Below are 2,800 nucleotides of genomic sequence, written 5' to 3' on the forward strand. Positions count from 1 at the left end.
TTTTAGAGGTGATTATATGAGTTCAAAAGAGTCACCAGAAGAAAAAAGAGAGCGTATGAGACAAAGTGAATTGAAAAATAATCCTACCGGTTCTTTGAATGATGGACTCAACAGGGCGGAATCAGGTAGCCCTGTTGATATGACAGGTGGTATGAATTGGAAAGGTACAGGGATATTAATTTTAGTGCTAGTTTTAGGATATATTATATACAGTTACTTTTTCAGTTAAGGAAAGCTTGTTAAAATTTTGATTTGTTTGAACTCATAATTAGTAAAAGTGAACTTATTTTTACACTTTGAAGAGGGTCGTCCAAAAAAAATTGGACGGCCCTCTCTTATTATTTGTGTTCGATATAATTTCATGTACTGTTGCAAATTTACCCAATAAGAACATGACTCCATTTCAAAGTTCGGCTTTTGGGGCAGGCCCTATTATTTTTTGCCACATTCCTGTAACAAAGCTCCTGTATATTCAGTGGTGGAGGTGCAGAAGATGAAAAAAATGATAGCAATATGTCTTCTTACTACTATGTCATTTTCGACTTTAGTCGGGTGTGATGTAAAAGGTAATAATGCTTTACAAGAGTCTAAAATAAAGAAAGCGACGTATAAAGATTTTACTTACGATGTAAATCCAGAGACTTTCACGTTAACTGTAGAACATGATGGTGTAAAGGAACAGGCATCGCAACCGTTACCGAAAATGAAGGTGTCGAATTTAAAAAAAGACAAGGATCGCACATCGTGGGAATATCCAGATCAAAAAGTAAAAGTAAACTTAGAAAAGAAAAAAGAGTACTTAAATATTGAAGTGGAATCGACTGGTGCAGAAAGTTTTACATGGCCGAAAGTACAAGCTGAAAATTATATACTTCCGTTATGGGAAGGTAAGCAAATTCCAAGTAATGATGAGAATTGGAAGAAGTTTTTAAAGGATGATGCATATTCATTTGCTGAATCATTTTCTATGAAGTTTTTTGCATTAAATGGTTCTAAATATTCGATCGTATATATTGCGAATAATATGTTTAATAATGAATTGAAATTTCATTCAGATCCGAAAATAGGGTTTGATTTTACACATGAATTCCCGAGTATAAATAAAAATAAAACATATGGCTTTCAATTATATGTGACAAATAATGATGCAGTAAGTATCGCAAAACTATACAAGGACAATATTATTGAAAAAGGTGAATTTAAAACATTACAAGAAAAGGCAAGAAAAAATAAAGAAATTGAAAAACTTTACGGTGCAGGTCATTTTTATTTTTGGAATCAAAATGGTTTATCAGAAAGTAATGTAAATTGGCCAAAGCTAAGGGAGCAAATAAATAGTCCGCTGTTTAGCCATATAAAAGAGCTTATTCAAAAGAATAGTTCAGAGCCTGGGGAACTGAATGTATTTGAACAAGTAAGTAAACAAGATTTCATTGATAAGTATCAAAAAAATGTTATTTTGCGTTATGTAAACGAAGCATTATCAATGAAGGAATTGTATAAAGAGGATATTTTCCCGAAAGTTGATCAGGAAGCTAGTGTGTTATTAAAGAAAGGTGTAGATCACTTATCGAAGACAGAGCTGTATAGCTTAAATAAACATTTACTAAAGTCAGTACTCGGTGATGCGGTTGAAGAAGTAAGTAAATGGGGTAATGCAGATGGAACGGATATACTAAAGGAAATGAAAGAGGCCGGGATAGAAAAGGCGTGGATTGGTCTACCGAACTGGGAACAAGGATATATGCAACCTAATTTTGTTACAGAAGCTAAGAAAATGGGATATTTAGTTGGTCCGTATGATTCTTATCATTCCATTCATGAAAAAGGTGATAAAAATTGGAACACAGCGTCCTTTAATGATCCATCGTTATATGAAGAGGGTACTGTAACGAAGAAAAATGGAGAGAAAGTGCAAGGGTTTTTAGGGAGAGGCCGAAAATTAAATCCGACATTATCACTTCCTAGTGTAAAAGAACGAATGAACGATATATTACAAAATGGCCCTAAATATAATTCATGGTTTATTGATTGTGACGCGACGGGCGAAATTTATGATGATTATTCAACAAAACATGTAACGACACAAGAACAAGATTTAAAAGCACGATTAAAACGAATGGATTATATCGCGCAAGAAAAAGGTATGGTAGTTGGCTCAGAGGGCGGAAATGATTTTGCGAGTAGTACGATTGCATTTGCTCATGGCATTGAAACACCAGTTATTAAGTGGGACGATGAAGATATGAGGAAAAATAAAACAAGCCCGTATTATGTCGGTGGGTATTGGTCACCAAATCAAAATGTTCCTGAAAAATATGCAAAACAAGTACCGTTGAAAGAAGAATATAAACAAGTATATTTAAATCCGGTATATTCGGTACCGTTATATAAATTAGTATACAATGATTCCGTTATTACAACGCATCACTGGGAATGGGGAAGTTTGAAAGTAAAAGATGAGGTAGGAAATCGTATGTTGTATGAGTTATTGTATAATGTTCCTCCTTTGTACCATTTAGATGAAGTAGAGTGGAATAAGCATAAAAAAGAAATTACAGAGCATCTGAAAGTTTGGAATGAAGTTCATGAAAAGGCAGTAAAAGAAGAAATGACGAACTTTGCATATTTGTCAGAAGATAAGTTAGTACAATCTGCTTCATATGGAAAAAACATTAAAATCATTGTGAATTTCTCTAATGATGATGTGGAAATAGAACAAACGAAAATAAAAGCAAAGTCAGCTTTAATTAATAATAATGGGAAGCAAATAATATACACACCAAATGAGAAATAATTA

2 protein-coding genes are annotated in these 2,800 nt (G+C 33.3%); both read left to right on the forward strand.

Features of this window, described 5'->3' with window-relative positions; genetic code table 11:
- The first annotated feature begins 16 nt into the window (after positions 1–16).
- The gene (locus tag AC1DTM_RS21725; protein ID WP_016104577.1) at positions 17–229 is read left to right on the forward strand and encodes a DUF6366 family protein; all 213 of its coding nucleotides are present in this window, start codon (positions 17–19) and stop codon (positions 227–229) included.
- Between the two features lie 264 nt (positions 230–493).
- On the forward strand, positions 494–2,797 hold the full coding sequence (locus AC1DTM_RS21730; protein ID WP_016104578.1) for a glycoside hydrolase: 2,304 nt from the start codon (positions 494–496) through the stop codon (positions 2,795–2,797).
- The last annotated feature ends 3 nt before the right edge of the window (positions 2,798–2,800 follow it).

The sequence above is a fragment of the Bacillus sp. P4_D3 genome (genome assembly GCF_056401855.1).